This window comes from Azoarcus sp. Soil_N_20 (genome assembly GCF_057656155.1).
Genome location: NZ_JBDGKX010000010.1, coordinates 24119 through 41445, shown reverse-complemented (window position 1 = coordinate 41445; position 17327 = coordinate 24119). Strand labels below are relative to the sequence as shown.

At 65.8% G+C, this 17327-nt stretch carries 17 protein-coding genes and 1 other RNA gene; 10 read left to right on the top strand and 8 right to left on the bottom strand.

From position 1 onward, the window contains the following. Positions 1–130: 130 nt before the first annotated feature. Entirely contained in the window at positions 131–574 is a 444-nt protein-coding gene (locus tag AC3A35_RS18825) for a bacteriohemerythrin (RefSeq protein ID WP_487437753.1), read from the bottom strand. Positions 575–602: 28 nt separating this feature from the next. Further along, entirely contained in the window at positions 603–1187 is a 585-nt protein-coding gene (locus tag AC3A35_RS18820) for a TetR/AcrR family transcriptional regulator (protein WP_487437752.1), read from the bottom strand. A 151-nt stretch (positions 1188–1338) separates the two neighbouring features. Here AC3A35_RS18820 and AC3A35_RS18815 point away from each other — a divergent pair, with 151 nt between their 5' ends. Both AC3A35_RS18815 and AC3A35_RS18810 read left to right on the top strand, forming a co-directional pair. Then, positions 1339–2112 (top strand): helix-turn-helix transcriptional regulator, encoded by a 774-nt coding sequence (locus AC3A35_RS18815; protein ID WP_487437750.1) that lies wholly within the window; start codon positions 1339–1341, stop codon positions 2110–2112. A gap of 78 nt (positions 2113–2190) precedes the next feature. Next, positions 2191–2949 (top strand): glucose 1-dehydrogenase, encoded by a 759-nt coding sequence (locus AC3A35_RS18810; RefSeq protein WP_487437749.1) that lies wholly within the window; start codon positions 2191–2193, stop codon positions 2947–2949. Positions 2950–3033: 84 nt separating this feature from the next. Here the strand turns inward: AC3A35_RS18810 and AC3A35_RS18805 are convergent, their stop codons facing one another. From AC3A35_RS18805 to AC3A35_RS18795, 3 genes are read right to left on the bottom strand one after another with little or no spacing between them, the layout of a single operon-like run. After that, positions 3034–3375 (bottom strand): DsrE/DsrF/TusD sulfur relay family protein, encoded by a 342-nt coding sequence (locus AC3A35_RS18805; protein WP_487437748.1) that lies wholly within the window; start codon positions 3373–3375, stop codon positions 3034–3036. 29 nt (positions 3376–3404) lie between these two features. Continuing rightward, on the bottom strand, positions 3405–3845 hold the full coding sequence (locus AC3A35_RS18800) for a hypothetical protein (protein WP_487437747.1): 441 nt from the start codon (positions 3843–3845) through the stop codon (positions 3405–3407). Positions 3846–3861: 16 nt separating this feature from the next. After that, a complete protein-coding gene (locus tag AC3A35_RS18795; protein WP_487437746.1) occupies positions 3862–4533 on the bottom strand; it encodes an ArsR/SmtB family transcription factor in 672 nt (223 codons plus the stop codon). A 127-nt stretch (positions 4534–4660) separates the two neighbouring features. Between AC3A35_RS18795 and AC3A35_RS18790 the strand changes: the two genes are divergently transcribed. From AC3A35_RS18790 to ssrA, 6 genes are all read left to right on the top strand, one after another. Further along, positions 4661–5266 (top strand): ABC transporter ATP-binding protein, encoded by a 606-nt coding sequence (locus AC3A35_RS18790; protein ID WP_487437745.1) that lies wholly within the window; start codon positions 4661–4663, stop codon positions 5264–5266. Continuing rightward, positions 5263–6060 (top strand): ABC transporter permease, encoded by a 798-nt coding sequence (locus AC3A35_RS18785; RefSeq protein ID WP_487437744.1) that lies wholly within the window; start codon positions 5263–5265, stop codon positions 6058–6060. The genes AC3A35_RS18790 and AC3A35_RS18785 overlap by 4 nt, the downstream gene beginning before the upstream one ends. 56 nt (positions 6061–6116) lie before the next feature. Next, a complete protein-coding gene (locus tag AC3A35_RS18780; protein WP_487437743.1) occupies positions 6117–6494 on the top strand; it encodes a hypothetical protein in 378 nt (125 codons plus the stop codon). Continuing rightward, on the top strand, positions 6491–7138 hold the full coding sequence (locus AC3A35_RS18775; RefSeq protein ID WP_487437741.1) for an arylesterase: 648 nt from the start codon (positions 6491–6493) through the stop codon (positions 7136–7138). Before AC3A35_RS18780 ends, AC3A35_RS18775 begins: the two co-directional genes overlap by 4 nt. Before the next feature lie 154 nt (positions 7139–7292). Continuing rightward, the gene (locus AC3A35_RS18770) at positions 7293–7562 is read left to right on the top strand and encodes a hypothetical protein (protein WP_487437740.1); all 270 of its coding nucleotides are present in this window, start codon (positions 7293–7295) and stop codon (positions 7560–7562) included. Then, positions 7562–7887, top strand: a transfer-messenger RNA (tmRNA) gene (gene ssrA / locus AC3A35_RS18765). Before AC3A35_RS18770 ends, ssrA begins: the two co-directional genes overlap by 1 nt. Here the strand turns inward: ssrA and AC3A35_RS18760 are convergent. The 3 genes from AC3A35_RS18760 to AC3A35_RS18750 form a co-directional block, all read right to left on the bottom strand. Then, a complete protein-coding gene (locus AC3A35_RS18760) occupies positions 7885–9597 on the bottom strand; it encodes a bifunctional aminoglycoside phosphotransferase/ATP-binding protein (RefSeq protein WP_487437739.1) in 1713 nt (570 codons plus the stop codon). The genes ssrA and AC3A35_RS18760 overlap by 3 nt on opposite strands. Positions 9598–9885: 288 nt before the next feature. Continuing rightward, positions 9886–12270: an endopeptidase La gene (lon, locus tag AC3A35_RS18755; protein ID WP_487437738.1), complete on the bottom strand. Its 2385-nt coding sequence runs from the start codon at positions 12268–12270 to the stop codon at positions 9886–9888. A gap of 14 nt (positions 12271–12284) precedes the next feature. Further along, complete coding sequence (locus AC3A35_RS18750) at positions 12285–12686, bottom strand: Hsp20/alpha crystallin family protein (RefSeq protein ID WP_487437737.1); 402 nt, start codon at positions 12684–12686, stop codon at positions 12285–12287. Between the two features lie 474 nt (positions 12687–13160). On the opposite strand from AC3A35_RS18750, the gene AC3A35_RS18745 reads away from it, so the two are divergent. Further along, positions 13161–16583: a chemotaxis protein CheB gene (locus AC3A35_RS18745; RefSeq protein ID WP_487437735.1), complete on the top strand. Its 3423-nt coding sequence runs from the start codon at positions 13161–13163 to the stop codon at positions 16581–16583. Beyond that, the gene (locus tag AC3A35_RS18740) at positions 16516–17160 is read left to right on the top strand and encodes a response regulator (protein WP_487437734.1); all 645 of its coding nucleotides are present in this window, start codon (positions 16516–16518) and stop codon (positions 17158–17160) included. The genes AC3A35_RS18745 and AC3A35_RS18740 overlap by 68 nt, the downstream gene beginning before the upstream one ends. Positions 17161–17327 lie beyond the last annotated feature (167 nt).

Below are 17327 nucleotides of genomic sequence, written 5' to 3'. Positions count from 1 at the left end.
TCCAGACAATCCTGTTTTTTATGGACAGGAGTATCCGTTTTTCCCGGACGCGCAACAACCACCGGATCAGGTAGGGAAGCGCGTTCGGGAAACCTGCAGCAGTTGCGTGCCGACGCTGCGTCCGGCGAACTCAGGATTCGGTCGAGACTTTGCGCCGCAGGACCACCGGTTTGCCGCCGGTGCTGCGTTTGACCACCCAGTGCGCGAGCGCGGAATCGAGATAGTCGGCATGGGGGGGAAACCAGCGCGCGAGTTCGGCGGCGAACATCCGCCCGATCCCGATGTTGCCGGCCAGCACCAGCGGCTCGACCTCGAGCGCCGAGTTGAACACCGCCTCATGGTCGTCGACGTGGCAGGCGGTCGCGGGAAAATCGGTGGACTCCATCATCGCCCGCTCCTCGGTGAAGTGCGCTTCGGCATGGACGATGAAGGCGCGCAGGCGGGCGGCGAAATCGGCGTCCGAGCAGGTCAGCAGCGCATCCACAATGGCGACGAACTCGCGGTGGGTGTCGTCCATCCGTGCATGGCCGAGCAGGTAGTTGTCACTCCAGGGCAGGCCTGCGGGGGTGCTCATGTGTCGTCTCCTTGTGTTTGGGTGATGCTCAGCAGCCCAGGGCCGCCAGTTCGGCGGCCACGAAATCGCGCTGGGCCTGCGCCGTCCATCGCCCCGGATCGAAGGCCGCCTGCACCGCCAGCCCCTGGATGATGACCAGCAGTCGGCGCACCGCCGCCGCGGGATCGAGTCCGCGGCGGGCGCGCCCGCTCCGCTGCCGGGTGGCGATGACCCGCTGCAGGATGGCCCCGGCGCTGTCCAGCTGCTCGCGCTGTTCGGCGGAGAACGCCGGATCGCGCAGCGCGCTGTCCCAGAAGGTGAAATAGACCTTCCAGTCGCGCAAGCGTACCGCGTCCAGCGGCAGGATGGCTTCGATCGTCCCCTGCAGGTCGCCGGCGTCCCGATCAAGCACCGTGTCGATGCGAATTTCGGTGCGGCGTGCCGCGGCGCGATAAATGTGAAGCAGCAGGTCGCGCTTGGCGGCGAAATAGTGAGTGACGATGGTGGTGCTGAATCCTGCCGCGGCGGCGATCTGGCGCATCGTCACCGCCTCCAGCCCGAGCTCGTCGATGAGGTCGGTGGCGAGGCGGACGATCTGTTGGCGGCGACTTTGGTGATCCACGGCGGCGGGCATTGCGGCTTGACTCCTGGAGCGGGCTTGATCTAGTTTACAACACACGTTGTACACAAAGACAAGCACCGGGACGACTCATCGCTCGTCACCGGACATGGAGACCGGAGCGCCCCTGCGGACGCTCCACCGGCAGCCCCCAGAGGAACCCGCCATGGCCACCGCCCACGACATTCGCTTCCGCGACCGTCTTGCTGCCCACACCGACCTCGTCGGAGCCGGCACCCTGCTGGCCGAGTACGCCGCCGCCCTCGGCTGGGAGCGCGCCGCCTTTCACACCGATCTTGAGCAGGTTCGCCTGCCGCGCACCGCCAGCGGCGAGTTCGTCGCGGTGCGAATGGGCTGGCCGGCGGATTACCTCAGCCACTGGGTGGATCAGCGCCTGGCGCTGAGCTGCCCGGTCATCCGGCGCTGCGCGCGCAGCATGGATGCCTTCGTGTGGGAGAGCGACCCGGATGGCGAAGCCTGGCGCGGCGAACCGCTGTCGGAAGCGCAGCGCAGCACCCTGTGCGCCTACCGCGACTGCGCCGACGGCGCGGTGACCGTGCCGGTGCATCGCCCCGGCGGCAGAACCGGCTACGTGTCCTGGTTCGGCCACGACCCGGTGGCGCTGCGCCGGCGCTACCGCGACACCTACCGCGAGACCTGCCTGATCTCGCACGCCTTCATCGCCCACGCCGACGCGCTGGAAAACGCCGGGCGTCGCCAGCACGCCCGCGCCGCCGCCGACACGCTGTCGCCGCGCGAACTCGAATGCCTGAACTGGGCCGCACGCGGCAAGACCGAGGAAGACATCGCGCAAATCCTCGGCCGCTCGCGCGAGACCGTGCATTTTCATCTCAACAACGCGCTGCGCAAGCTCAACGCCAGCACCCGCACCCATGCGGTGGCGATCGCCTGCGCGCTCGGCCTGATTCGCCTGTTCTGAGTGCGCCACGACGATCGAACCCGGCGCTCACCGGACTGACCCCTACCCCCACGCCACACCCCAAGCCCGAGGCATCCCATGGAAAAACAGTTCAGCACCAAGGTCGTATTGATCACCGGCGCCGGTTCCGGCATTGGCCGTGCCGCCGCCCTCGCCTTCGCCGCGGAAGGCGCGCGCGTTGCCGTGGCCGACATCACCACGGCCGGGGCCGACGAAACCGTCAGCCTGATCGAGGCCGCCGGTGGCGTCGCCCGCGTGTTCCGGGTCGACGTCACCCGGGCCGCCGAGGTCGAGGCCCTGGTCCGCCATGTGGTCGAGGCCTGGGGCCGGCTCGACGTCATCCTCAACAATGCCGGCGTGGACAACGAGATGGCGCCGATCGTCGACACGTCGGAAGCCGATTTCGACCGGGTGATGGCGGTGAATGTGAAGGGCGTGTGGCTGTGCATGAAGTACGCCATCGCCCAGATGCTGCAGCAGGGCGGCGGCGTGGTCATCAACACCGCCTCGGCGCTGAGCCTGACCGTGCTGCCCGGCTCCTCGCCCTACAACGCCAGCAAACACGCGGTGGCCGGCCTGACCAAAACCTGCGCGGTGGAATACGGGGCGAAGAACATCCGCATCAACGCCATCTGCCCCGGGGTGATCCGCACCCCGCTGCTGGAGAACCACCCCAACCTGCCCGAACTCGAGCAGAGCCTGTTGCCGCTGCACCCGATCGGCCGCCTCGGCACGGTGGAGGAAGTCGCCGACGTGATCCTGTGGCTGGCCTCGGACAAAGCCTCCTTCGTGCACGGCGCACTGGTCACGGTCGACGGCGGGTGGACCGCGCAATAGGGCCGCAGCGGTAGCAGCCGGCATCCGGCCGGCTCCGCCTGGTTGCGGCGGTCGCCTGCCGTTGCCGTCGTCGTCGGACCCGCATCAGAACACCAGGACCTTGTCGGCCACGGCGGTCCATTCCGCGAGCTCCTTGAGGGTGCTGCGGCGAGCACCATCGACCAGGTCCTCATCCTGCATGCCGCGCGCGTCCATGCAGGTACCGCAAATGCCCACCTCGCCGCCGACCATGCGAACCATATCGCCGGCGTTGTAATAACCCTCGGGCACCTTCTGCCCACGCCTGGCGCAAGCGACCGCATCCGCCATCAGGAACACCCGTATGGTTTCCCCGGCCATCCTGGACAAGGCGCGCGCCAGGCGCAATCCGTTGTAGCTACGTTCAGTGCCGTAAGGGGCATCGTTGAGGATGAACAGCGTATTCATGGTGTTCCTCGCTGACCGAAGGCGAAAACCTATTTGCCGCCGGACTTGATCGTCGCCTTCAGCGCGTCGAAGTCACGACGCACGGTATCGTTGAACAGCAAACCCGACTTTGCCTGTTTGGCCACGCCTTCCATGTCGAGTACGTCGGCAACGAGTTGATAGCTTGCCGCACCGTTGTGGTCCTTGCCGTCGGCCACGATGAGCTGGGTACCGTAGAACACCGCCGGAGCGGGCAGTCCCGGTGCCAGCGAGGAGGGCAGGAGCTGGATCGGAACGCGGTAGGTGTTTGCAACTTCGGCGGCGACTTGCAGATTGCCATTGCATCGCTGTCCGGGTGGATCCTTGGCGATGAAGGTCAGCACCTTGTGCCCGGCGCCGTCTTGCGAGCCGGGAACCGCCATCGACACTTCGGCGGCCAGGACCGACAGCGCGAACGTACTGCCAACAAGGATGGCAAGAAATCTGGTCATGGTTTGTCGCCTCGCGCTAGTCATTGGTCTGGGTTTCGATGGGCAGTCCGCTGGCAAGCCACTCGCTGACACCGTCGGTAATCTTGTGTGCGGTAAAGCCCCGCTGCCTCAGGAGCCGGACCGCTTCGTCGGACATCAGACAGAACGGCCCACGGCAGTAGGCGACGATTTTCTTGTCGGCCGGCAGGTCGGCAAGACGCTGCTCCAGTTCGTCCAAAGGCATCGAGCGGGCGTGAGGCAGGTGCCCTGCATCGAACTCGCTGCCGGGTCGCACGTCGATGACGACGATCTCGCCACGGTGCGCCTTCTCGAGCAGAGACGCACGGCTCTCGGAGGAGAGCGCATCGGGTTGCGCCGCCATCTGTTCCAGCGCCACCCTCAGCTCGACCAGATGCTCCTCGGCAGCCTCGCGCAGACTCACCCACAGTTGAGCGACGTCCTGCCCGCTCAGCCGATAGTGGATGAATTTGCCCTCGCGCCGGGTCTCGACCAGGCGCGCCTCGCGCAGCGCCTTCAGGTGTGCACTCGCCAACCGCATATCGATGTCGGCCTGGCGCGCGAGCAGGTCGACGGACTTCTCGCCCTGCGCCAGGAGTTCGATGAGCTCGAGACGCTTCGGGCTGGAGAGCGCCTTGCCGATGCGGGCGACGTGTTCGTAGAGATAGGATTTGGTGACATTCCGGTTCATAGCCACACTCTAACGGTCGTTTGATTGACTGTCAAAGCACTTGATGATTCTCGAACATCCGCGTCGGGCCGAACCCCACACCAACTACAATCCCCTCCTCGCTCCCTCGAAGCACCGCCGCCACCCTGTGCCCGCTCTCCGCATCCACCAGCTCGTCACCCGCCACGTCGGCCCGGTCTCGCTGTCGATCGATGCCGGAGAATGCGTCTGCCTGCACGGGCCGTCCGGTAGCGGCAAGTCCTTGCTGTTGCGTGCCATCGCCGATCTCGATCCGCACCGGGGCGAGGTCTTCCTCGACGCCACCGCATGCGCCTCGCTCGCGGCCCCGGCCTGGCGCCGCCAAGTGGCGCTGGTGATGGCGGAAAGCCAGTGGTGGGCGGAACGTATCGGCAACCATTTCAGCACCCAGGTCGACCCGGCCTGGCTCGAACGGCTCGGCCTGCCGGCTGCTGCCATGGAGTGGGAGGTGGCGCGCTGCTCCACCGGCGAGCGCCAGCGCCTGGCCCTGCTGCGCACGCTGGCGCTGAAGCCGGCCGCCCTGCTGCTCGACGAGCCGACCGGCAACCTGGATGCCGACAGCAGCCGACGGGTCGAGGACCTGCTGGCCGAGTATTGCGCCCGCCAGCGGGCGGCGCTGCTATGGGTCAGCCACGACGCGGCGCAGATTGCCCGGATCGCACGCCGCAGCTTCATGCTCGACCAGGGCAGGCTGGTGGAGCGCTCGACGGCATGAACGTGATCGAACTCACGGCGCTCGACCTCGCCATTGCCGCAATCCTGATCGTGGGGCTCGCCGCGCTGTCGTGGCGCATGCGCCTCGGGGTCGAAAAGCAGTTGCTGTTTGCCGCCGCGCGCACCACCGTTCAGCTGTTGCTGATCGGCCTGGTGCTCAAGGTGCTGTTCGACAACACCCGCCTGCTGTGGGTCGCGCTGATCGCCGCGGCGATGGTCGGGCTGGCCGGGCGCGAGGTGATGGCGCGGCAGAAGCGTCGCCTCGCCGGCTGGTGGGGGTTCGGCGTCGGCACCCTGTCGATGTTCGTGTCGTCGTTCACGGTGACCGTGCTGGCACTGGTGCTGGTGATCGGCAACACGCCGTGGTACGCGCCGCAATACGCGATTCCACTGCTGGGCATGGTGCTCGGCAACACCATGAGCGGCATTGCGCTCGGGCTGGACCGCCTGACGCAGGACGCCGTGCACCAGCGCGTGGCCATCGAGAGCCGGCTGGCACTCGGCCAGGACTGGAACGAAGCGATCGCGGACAGCCGGCGGGAGGCGATCCGGATCGGCCTGATTCCGATCATCAACTCGATGGCCGCCGCCGGCATCGTCAGCCTGCCGGGCATGATGACCGGCCAGATCCTCGCCGGCACGGCGCCGGTGGAGGCGGTGAAATACCAGATCCTGGTGATGTTCCTGATTGCCGGCGGTACCGGCTTCGGTACCATGGTGGCGGTCGGTCTCGGTGCCAGGCGCCTGTTCGACGAGCGTCAGCGGCTGCGCCTGGATCGCCTGCAGGCGCACTGAATCGCTACACTGCAGACCTTGCCGACACATCGCGCGGCGTTTCCTTCCGTCCCCCAATGCTGCACACCCCGATTCCCTCCACCGCCAGCGAACGCGGCATCCGTGTGGCGCTGATCTTCGCACTAGCCGCCGAACGCCTGTCCGTGTTCTACGAGCACGGCCAGTGGCTCACCGAGGCGCAGGGGGCTACGCTGGCAGCGGAATGGCTCGCGCGCTCCGAGCGGCGCATCCCGCTGCCGGAGCGGCGCACGCTGTCGGCGCTGGGCGCCACCCTCGCACGCCAGGTGGAGGGCTCGGTGTCGCGCGAGGCGGGGCTGTACATCGCCCACGAGATGATGGAGGCGCTCGATCCGAAGTACGAATCGGAAACCGCCCGGACGCTGATGACCGAGTGCGAACGCTTGCTGGATGCGGGGCCGGAGCAGCACTCATGAACCGGCGGGCCTTTATCCACCTCCTGGTCCTGTCGGTGTTGCTGGGCGCTTGCGGCAAGGAGGCGAAACTGGCCGCCATTCCGCCTGCCGAAGCCGTCCTCGCATTCGGTGACAGCGTCACCTACGGCACCGGCGCGTCGAGCGACGAAGACTGGCCCACCTTGCTTGCCGACAAGACGGGTTGGAACATCACCAATGCAGGCATCCCCGGTGACACCGCCGAAGCCGGCAAGGGAAGAATCCGGGCGCTGCTCGAAGAGCACCGCCCCCGCCTGGTCATCATTGAAATCGGCGGCAACGACTTTCTCCGCCGGCGGTCGCAGCAGGCCGTGAAGGAGGACATTCGCAGCATCATAGGCACGGTCAGGCAGTCCGGTGCGCAAGCCGTCCTCGTTGCGGTGCCCGAACTGTCGCTGTTCGGCATGGTCGCCGGAAGGCCGGGCGACGCTGCCATCTACGAGGAACTGGCCGCGGAAGAAGGGGTTCCGCTGGTCAGCGACCTGTTTTCCGACATCCTCGGCCAGCCGGATCTGCGCGCCGACCAGATTCACCCCAACGCCGAGGGCTATCGGCAGATGGCTTCCGGGATCTACACCGCGTTGCAGAAGGTCGGGCTGGTGCGTTCGGGGAAGGCCTCACCGTAGATGCATCGCGCGCGTCCCGAGCGGAATCGACCGGGACTGACGACGGCCCACCACAAAAAAAACTGCCTATCTGCCGACAGCTGACCTGAGTCAATACGGACGTCATCTTGCCGGGGTACAAAGGCAGACGAGACATTTCCGACCACAAGGCGCCATGAAGAGCCACACTAACGAGAGCATCCTGCCGGCTAACCCGCAGTTCCATCTGCTCCAGACCGACGGCGTGTTTGTGCCGATCGCCTTCGTGTTCGTCACCGAACGCATGTGCCAGGACATCGTGCACGAACGCCAGGCCATCCTGGACGCCCTGCCCCCGGCGTGCAGGGCAGTGCAACAGAAGGTTTTCGAGCGTTACGATCCGCATGGCAGCGTGCGCGCATTCGAGGATATCCTCGCCCTTTTCGGCGTCGGCGGACGGCGATAGCGCGGAGTGCACTTGCAATACGCGGCCGGCGCCCCCATCATTGGCGCATGGTTGTAATTCCGGCAATCTGGCGGTGTTCTGGACAGGGGTTCGACTCCCCTCACCTCCACCTAAGCGCATCGGGATGTGTGTTTAGGTGGGGGTGTCACGGCTTCGACAGGGCAGACAAAGGTGAGCAGGCAACCCGAGAGGCGACGGACGTAATCCGCGCAAATCCTTAAACGCCAACGATGAGCGTTTCGCAATCGCTGCATAAGCTGATTGCCGGGGCCGCTGAAGCCTTGTAACCCAAGACAGCCGGTGGGGACTTCGGTCCCCATCGTCACGTCCGGCGCCGGGATGCGGCGCCGACGCGATCTTCGAAAGTCTCGCCCGCGCGCTCGCGCCCCGCCCCCTGATCCTTCCCGATCTCGCGCAGCACGCGCTCCAGCGCGCCCTGCCTTTCATCGACAAACCACGCCGTTGCCGCCTCCGACGGCGTCAACGGTTCGTTGTCGGTCTGCTGATGCGCGAGGATGGAGGCATCGGCATCGGACGCATCGCGACCGTGGCGTGCGCGGGCCGCCAGTCGCTCGTGCAGGACCGACTCGGCGGCGCAACAGCTCAGCAACCGAAAAGGCACCGCCAGCGCCTGCGCCTCGCACCGGAACAGCTCGCGCTGCCGCCACTTCAGGCTGGCCGCGTCCACCACTACCGGAAACCCCGCCTCCAGTACCACCCGGACCAGCTCGACCAGGTGCCGATAGGTGGCTTGCGTGGCATCGTCGGTGTAGATCCCGCACTCCGCCGCCGCCGCGCTGCGCGCCAGCGCCGGCAGTCCGGACAGGCGCTTGCGTTCGACGTCCGAGCGCAGGCGCACCGCGCCGGTGTGTTCGAGCACGGCCTGGGCGACCGAAGTCTTGCCCGATCCGGACAAACCGTGCATGAGCACGACAAAACGCCGCTGCGGCAGGCTGGCCCGACGCGCACACGCGAGATACCGCAAGCAGGTCCCGAGCAGCGCCTGGCGCGCCGCCGGCCCCTCCTGAACGGCGCGGATACACGCCACCTTGGCCCGCACCAGCGCGCGATACACGCGGTAGAACGGCAACACCTCGAGCCCGGCATAATCGCCGCTGGCTTGCAGGTAGCGGTCGAGAAAGCGGTGCGCATAGTCGGCCCGCCCGCGCTCGTCGAGATCCATGACCACGAAGGCGACTTCGTTCATCACGTCGATCCAGCGCAGGTTCGGATCGAACTCGATGCCGTCGAAGATCTGCGGCCCGCCATCGAACCAGGCGATGTTGGCCAGATGCAGGTCGCCATGACATTCGCGCACGAAGCCGGTCCGCTTGCGCGCGGCGAGCACGCTCTTCAGCCGGGCATATTCGTCGTGACTCCAGCACTCGAGCTCGTCGAGCAAGGCCAGCGTCGACGGACGATCATCGACATCGGCCAACACAGTCCGCAACTGGATGAAGTTCTCGTTTACCGGCCGCCACGCCGCGGCCGGCGTTCCGTATTCGTCGGCCGCACCGCTGACGCCCGCGTGCTCGTGAAACACCGCCACGCGGTCCGCCAGGGTGTCGATGTCCGCGGGTAACAGCTGCCCGCGCGCGAGACGGTGGTCGAGCAATGCGGTCTGCGCGAATTCGGTCATCTTTACCGCGTATTCGACCGCTGGCGTCGTATCGCCGATATGCACGGCCGCTGCCGAACCGCCGATCGCCACCACGCCCAGATACATCTCGGGGGCCAGTCGGCGGTTCAGGCGGACCTCTTCCTCGCAGAACAGGCGGCGCCGATCGAGGGTGGTGAAATCGAGAAAGCCGAGGTCGACCGCCTTCTTGATCTTGTATGCAAAACGCCCGGTCAGCAGCACATAGGAGATATGCGTTTCGAACAGGCGAACCTCGGACACCGGATGCGGGTACGCCGCCGGGTCCATCAGCGCCTCGATCAACGCCCGTTGCGCTGCGAGCCGATCGACACCCACTTGATGACGCGCTGCGGAGCCCCGGCGCGCACTCGGCGCCAGGCCGATCGGCAGGGCCATGCTTCCTTCGGTATCGGGTGGTGGCATCAAACGGGGTTTTCCATGGGGACAGGGAGATGCCACGGCCGTGGGGCCGCTCCGGCACAAAGCACCGTATGGCGACCGGAATGCCGCACCGCGGCCGGCAGCCGCTTCTCGTTGCCCGTATAAACGTAGTGCAGACCATCTTCAAACGCAATGCCGCGCGCACGACACGCACACCGCGCCCGCGGCGCATCGCCTCGTCGTTCGGATTGCTGCGCTCGCCCGGGAGCAGAACAGGCAGGCGCACCGGCGCGCGCGGGAACGCTAATCCCCGATCGCATGACCGACGGCATCGTCCACGGTGTCCAGGAACACGAATTCGAGCTTGTCCTTTGCCTCTTGCGGCACGTCCACGAGATCACGCTGATTGCGTTGCGGCAGCAGCACGCGATGGATGCCTGCACGCATCGCGGCGAGCACCTTCTCCTTGATCCCGCCGACCGGCAACACCAGCCCGCGCAGACTGATCTCGCCCGTCATCGCGGTATCGGTGCGCACCGCGCGATCGGCGAACAGGGAGGCCAGCGCAATGAACATGGCGACGCCCGCGCTCGGGCCATCCTTCGGAATCGCACCCGCCGGCACATGGACATGGACATCGAAGCCGTCGATCCGTCCGGCGTCGATGCCGAGACTCGCCGCGCGGGTCTTGATCAGGGTCAGCGCGGCCTGGGCCGACTCCTTCATCACGTCGCCGAGCTGTCCGGTCAGGATCAGCTTGCCGGTGCCCACGGTACGGCTCGCTTCGATGAACAGGATGTCGCCGCCGACCGGGGTCCACGCCAACCCGGTCGCCACGCCGGGAATGCCGGTGCGCAGCGCGAGCTCGTTGTCGAACTGCGCCGGTCCGAGGATGGCCGCCAGATCGGCCTCGTCGACCGCCACCCGGGTCGCGCTGCCCTCGGCGATGGTCACCGCGGCGCGGCGACAGACGGCGCCGATCTGGCGCTCGAGCGACCGTACCCCCGCCTCGCGCGTGTAGTCGCGGATGATCGCGGTCAGGGCCGCATCGGAGATCTCGAACTGACCCTCCTTGAGGCCGTTGTGGGCGATCTGGCGTGCCACGAGATAGCGCCGTGCGATCTCGCGCTTCTCCTCCTGCGTGTAGCCGGGCAGCTGGATGACTTCCATGCGGTCGCGCAGCGGGCCCGGAATGTTGTCGAGCACGTTGGCGGTGGTGATGAAGAGCATCCGCGACAGGTCGTAGGGCAAGGCCAGGTAATTGTCGCGAAAACTGTCGTTCTGCTCCGGGTCGAGCACCTCGAGCAGGGCCGACGAAGGGTCGCCGTGGATCCCGCTGCCGAGCTTGTCGATTTCGTCGAGCATCATCACGCAGCCGCGCGACCCGGCCTTGCGGATCGACTGGATGATGTTGCCCGGCAAGGCGCCGACATAGGTGCGTCGATGGCCGCGGATTTCGGCCTCGTCGTGCACGCCACCGAGCGAGGCGCGCACGAACTTGCGTCCCAGCGCGCGGGCGATGGACTGCCCGAGCGAGGTCTTGCCGACCCCCGGCGGACCCACGAAGCACAGGATCGGCCCATGGCCTTCCGGGTTGAGCTTGCGCACCGCCAGGAACTCGATGATCCGCTTCTTCACCTTGTCGAGGCCGAAATGGTCGGCATCGAGGATGCGGCGCGCCTCGGCAATGTCGATCCGGTCCGGCTCCGGGTCCTTCCATGGCACCTCGATCAGCCAGTCGATATAGGCCCGCACCATCGAATACTCGGTGGAACCGTCGGGCATGTGTTCCAGCCGCTTGAGCTCCTTCTCGGCCTGTCGCGCCACTTCCTCGGGCATCTGCGCGTCGTCGATGGCCTTGCGCAGATCGGCGAGCTCGGCGGAACCCTGGCCGTCGTCCTCGCCGAGTTCGTGACGGATCGACTTCAGTTGCTCGCGCAGCAGAAACTCGCGGTGATGCTCGTCGATGCTGGCCTTGGTCCGCTCCTCGATCTTGCGCGACAGCTGCAACACTTCGAGTTGCTTGACCAGGATACCGAGCACGATATCGAGACGCTCGATCAGGTCCACCGCTTCGAGCACCGCCTGACGCTGCTTGGCGTCGATATCCAGCACGCCGGCGACAAAATCGGCCAAGGCCCCCGGGGCGTCGAGGTTGCGGACGGCGTTGCCCAGTTCCTCCGAGGCTTGCGGCAGCAACTGGAAGGTTTCCAGGGCGCGCGCCTTGAGCTGGATGTTGCGCGCCTCGACCTCGTGACCGCCCGCGGCAGGCTCCTCGATGAGCCTGACCCGCGCCACGGTGAACGGGTACTCGTTCAGATACTCGACCGGGGCGAAGCGCTGGACCCCCTGACAGACGATGACGTGGGTACCGTCGGGCAGGGTCACATAGCGCAGGATGTTGGCCACGGTACCCACCTCGCGCAGGTCGGACGGCCCCGGGGTCTCGACCTCCGGCGTGCGCTGCAGCAAGATGCCCACCGGGCGCTCCGCCCGCACCGCCTGCTGCGCCGCCAGCACCGACTGCGCGCGGCCGATGGTGAGCGGTTGCACCATCCCCGGAAACAGCACCGCATCGCGCATCGCGACGATGGGCATGGCGTCGTCGGGAAGCTCGAGCGCCCGTTCGGGTTCCCGAGGCGTGACCTCGCTGGCGATATCGTCGGCTCCGGCGCGCACGAGCGTCATGGCATGTCCGTCCGTCAGCTTTGTTGAAAGAGGAGCACCAGGCACCCCCCCTCGAAACACTGGCCCCGCAAACTGAAATTACCGGGGGGGAGCAATACCCGGCGCTCGAACCGCCCGTACGGAATTTCCAGCCGGTGGATGGCGGCGCGCTGCAACACCGGAGGCAAGGAACGCTTGCCGCGAACCAGCACCGCCCCGGCTTCGACCACCACCTCGACCTCGTCGTCCGTCACCCCGGGCAGGGCCACGAGCAGACGCAACTCACCCGCGTGCTCGTACAGATCCACTGCGGGTTCCCAACACGGGATGGAGTGCATCGTGGCCGGCGCTGCGAACCCGGCCTTCAAGCGCTGGGCGTTATGCAGGAGCGGCAATGCGTTCTCCACCACCAGAAACCAGCGATAGCCGGAACTCATCCCGTCGTCTCCCCGGATTCCATCCGCTCGTCTCCCGTTTTTCGTCAGGGCGGCAGCTCGACCCCGCGCGCGTGGAAAGATCCGGCCACCCACGTCCGCGCGGTTTGCGGTTCGCTCTGTACGACCAACGATACGATGCGACCGACAGCCGAAAAATACCGGGATGATCTAGTCCGGCCTACCCGGGAAACGGTAGTCGCCGGGCACGAGCCGTGACCGGCACAGCCGCGTCTTCGGCCAGGCGCCGACTTGTCAGTCGCTATGCCGACGCGGCATTTTCGGCGCTACCGGGGCGGTCCGGATCAAGCGTCCCGATCACCGCCGGGGCATACTGCACCCGGACGCCGAGTACCGATTTTCGGGTACTGTTTATCGTCGGTCAGTTTGTTACTTTTTTTCCATATGCTGAATCGACCGGCCATCAGGCGTGCCGGATCAAACGCGCGCACGGATCGCCTTCAGGGGAATACCGGCTTGACCAACAACACTCCTTCTCCTGCCGCCCGCTCGACCCACGATGCGCCGCAATCTCCGGCGCGCGGTCCGAGCGGCATGCCGGCGTCCGCGGTGGCCCCCGACGACAGCTTTTGCATTGCGGGGATCGGGGCCTCGGCCGGCGGCCTGGAGGCGATCTGCGAATTCTTCGAGGCCATGCCGGCGACCGACGATATCGCCTTCGTGGTCGTACAGCACCTCTATCCCACCCGGAAGAGCCTTGCCGCCGAGATCATCGGCAAACACACGACGATGCCCACGGTGGCCGCTACCGATGGGGTCACACTTGCCCCCGGCCACATCTACACCATCCCTGCCAACACCTACCCTTCGCTTCGTGACGGTCGCCTGCATCTCGAGCCGCCAACCAACAAGGAGGGCCCCCGGCTACCGATCGACCACTTTTTCGCCTCGCTCGGCGATGACGGGCACGAACGTGCGATCGCCATCATCCTTTCCGGCAGCGGCACCGACGGCTCGCTCGGCCTCAGGCGTGTGGAGGCCAACGGCGGCATCGTGCTGGCGCAGGCGCCCGAGACCGCCCAGTTCGACGGCATGCCGCGCAGTGCGGTCGCCACCGGCCTGGTCAGCAGCGTGCTGCCGGTTGGTGCCATGCCGGCGGTGCTGCTGCGCTATACGCAACACGATTACGTGGTACGGCCCGCCTCCCCGGCGACCGAGGACGAAGGGCGCCCGGACCTGGACGAAATCCTGAGCCTGCTCGACAACCGGCGCGGCTACAGCTTTGCCGGCTACAAGCACAACACCCTCGTGCGCCGCATCCGTCGCCGCATGGGGCTACGCTCGCTCAAACTGGTGTCCGACTACCGGGCCGTGCTCGACGCCGAGCCGCAGGAGGTCGATGCCCTGTTCAAGGATCTGCTGATCGGGGTCACCGAGTTCTTTCGCGACCCCGACGCCTGGCCGCAACTCAGGGCATTGGTCATCGAACCGCTGGTCAAGGGCAAACAGACCGGGGAGGCGATCCGGGTCTGGGTGCCCGCGTGCTCGACCGGTGAGGAAGCCTATACGGTGGTGATCCTGATTCTCGAGGAACTGCGCCGAACCGAAAAACGCTGCCCGCTGACGGTGTTCGCCACCGACGCCAACGAAGCGGCGCTGCAACTGGGGCGGATCGGAGGCTACCCGTCCGGAATCGCCAAGCAGGTGCCGGCGGACTACCTGCGCACCTATTTTGTCGAAGACGCCAACGACCACCATTTCCAGATCGACAAGGCCGTGCGCGACTGCGTCATTTTCGGCGAGCACAACGTGATGACCGACCCGCCCTTTTCGCGGGTGGACCTCATCTGCTGCCGCAATCTGCTGATCTATCTGGAAAGCGACATTCAGCAGAAGCTGTGTTCGCTGTTTCATTTCGCCCTGCTTCCGGGCGGCTTCCTCTTTCTGGACTGCGCCGAAACGGTCAGCAAGTACACCGACATTTTTGCCCCGCTATCCAAGAAGTGGCGCATCTACCGGCACCTCGGCGGCTACAAGCCGGCAGATCTCCTGTTGCCCGTCCACAACGGCGGCAGGTCGCCGGTACGGCCCGAATCGGGCTGCTCGCCCGCGGCCCTCGCGGGACCGCCGCGCCCGGCGCAGCTGGCATGCTTGACCCAACAGCTCGTCCTCGCGCAGTTCTCGCCGGCATCGGTACTGGTCAACGCGCGCTTCGAAGTCCTGTACTTTTTCGGGCCGACCGAAAACTATCTGCAGATGCCGCGCGGAACCCCCACCCACGATCTGCTCGCGCAAACCCGTAACGGTCTGCGCTCACGCCTCGGGGGCGCGCTCAGACGCGCGCTGTCTACCGATGTCCCGGTCGTGGTCGAGGATGCGCGCGTGCGGCGCGACGGGGGCTTCCAGCCCGTTCGCCTTCATGTCGTTCCGGTCAAGGCTCAGCTCGATGAAGGCGGCCGCCTCTTCCTTGTCGTGTTCCAGGATCAGCCACAGCGCGGAAGCGCCACCCGGAAAGAAGATGAAAGCCGTCTGGTGAGACAGCTCGAAGAGGAACTGAGCGCGACCAGGGATGATCTGCACAACACCATCGAGAACCTCGGGACCGCCAACGAGGAACTCAGGATGTCACACGAGGAGGTCGTGTCGATCAACGAAGAACTGCAGTCGATCAACGAAGAACTGGAGAGCTCGAAAGAAGAACTGCAGTCGCTCAACAAAGAGCTGACCACCGTCAACCAGCAGCTTCAGTCCAAGGTCGCCGAACTCGAGGCGAGCAACTCCGACATTCGCAACCTGCTCGCCAGCAGCGAGATCACCACCATCTGCCTCGACCACGCGCTCTGCATCAAATGGTTTTCGCCTAGCATGAAGACCATCGGCAGCATCATCGCCGGCGACATCGGTCGCCCGATCACCGACTTTTCCACCGTCGGTCTCGGCAACGATCTGGTCGAGGATGCCGCCGAAGTCCTGCACACGCTCAGTTCGAAACAGTGCGAGTTCAAGTCCCAGGCCCATCGATGGTATCTGCGTCGCATCGTGCCCTACCGAACCGAAACCGGTCGCGTCGATGGCGTGGTGATCACCTATAGCGACATTACCGAAGGCAAGCAGGCGTCCGAGCAGGCCGCAAGCGCGCTGCGGACAATGGCGGCGTCGCTGGAGGCGCGCGTACGCGAGCGGACCGCGCAGCTCAGAACCCTGATGGCCGAACTGGCGTTGAGCGAGGACCGCGAGCGGCGCATGCTGGCGCGCGACCTGCACGACGATCTCGGTCAGCTCCTGGCCATCGTCAAGATCAAGATCACCTCGATGGAGGGCACCGAGCGACGCGGCGCACTTAAGGGGGCACTGCAAGAGATCGAAACCCTGATCGACCAGGGCAATCGCTCGGTGCGCTCGCTGATGCTGCATCTCAGCCCGCCGGTACTGGATACGCTTGGTCTGGTGCCGGCGCTCGAGTGGTTGAGCGAGGAGATGGACCGCCTGTATGGCCTGGCGGTACGCATTGACGGCGACCACAACCTTCCTATGCTTGAAGAGCCGGTGCGCACCACCATCTTCCGGGCGGTCCGCGAGTTGCTGATCAACGTCGCCAAGCATGCCGACATCAGTCTTGCCGATATCGAGTGCCGCCATGAAGACGCCAATCGCGTCGCCGTCACCGTCACCGACCACGGTCGCGGCTTCGATTACGAGAATGTGGTCTCGAGCCCGGCCGGCGAATCCGGTTTCGGCCTGATCAGCGTCCGCGAACGCATCGAGTTCATCGGCGGCGAGATGATCGTGGCCACCACGCCCGGCGGCGGAACGACAATAACCATCAGATTCCCGGCAAAACACGACCGGGCACTTAAAGCAGGGGGAGAACGTGACGATACGGATATTGCTGGTAGACGATCACAAGATACTGCGGGAAGCGCTGAAGACCGTCCTTGAACGCGAGCACGACATCGCCCTGGTCGGCGAGGCGAGTGACGGATTGAAGGGGCTGGAACTGGCCCGTGAACTGCGGCCCGATATCGTGCTGATGGACATCGGCATGCCGGTCATGGGTGGCATCGAAGCGGCCCGCACCCTGGTGGCCGAACAGCCCCAGACCCGGGTGATTGCGCTGTCGACCTACTCCGATCGCCGCATCGTGCTGCAGATGCTCGACGCCGGCGCCCTCGGCTACGTAGTGAAATCGGCCGGTCGTGACGAACTCCTGCGTGCGATCCGCACCGTCGCCAATGGCAGAACCTATCTGTGCCCCGACTCGTCGGCGGTGCTGGTCGACAGCGTGCGGCGCAAGCACGACGGCAAGGTCTCCTCCGCGGAACGGCTCGGGCGCCGCGAACGCGAGGTGTTGCAGCTGCTCGCCGAGGGCCACACCTCCCCCGAAATCGGCAACCATCTGAATATTGCCACCAGCACGGTCGAGGTCCATCGGCGCAACATCATGCGCAAACTCGAACTGCACAGCATCGCCGAATTGACCAAGTATGCCATTCGCAACGGCCTGACCGCACCCTGATCGACCTTGCGGATCGGCCATCCGGCAACTACAAGTATTTATGTAGTGAAATTAGTGCTTCGGGTGTATTCCGCGCCTTGGCGACGGGCGATAAAGTCGCATGAGAAAAGCCGGTTATGGACGCTAAACCGGACGATAGACGAACTCGCAACCGGTCGAGGAGCACC